The organism is Tritonibacter sp. SIMBA_163 (assembly GCF_046535935.1).
In the GTDB taxonomy this organism is placed as follows: domain Bacteria; phylum Pseudomonadota; class Alphaproteobacteria; order Rhodobacterales; family Rhodobacteraceae; genus Epibacterium; species Epibacterium scottomollicae.
On sequence record NZ_JAWJBP010000975.1, the window covers coordinates 1 to 250 of the forward strand.

Annotated in this window: 1 protein-coding gene; it reads left to right on the top strand. The window is 66.4% G+C overall.

The genetic code is table 11. The features are described from left to right. Positions 1-250: cyclic nucleotide-binding domain-containing protein (locus tag R0J92_RS25235; RefSeq protein WP_411053704.1), on the top strand; the 250-nt coding region annotated here is incomplete at both ends.

A 250-nucleotide genomic window follows, 5' to 3' on the forward strand; every position in this document is an offset into this window, starting at 1 on the left:
CGTTGCCGCTCGAGGAGATCGTCCGCAACGACGGGCGCTTCGTGCGCTATGCGCCCGGCGACGTCATTGTCCGCGAGGGCGATTACGGCAATTCGATGTTCCTGATCCTGTCCGGCGGCGTTCTTGTCGTCACCGACGGGGTCAGCAACGCCGAACTGGGCCGGCGTACCCGCCAGCGCAAACGCGGCCTGTTCCAAGCGCTGCGGCAGCTCTGGGCCAACCCTGACCAACCAGAGGTGCGCGACGTTCA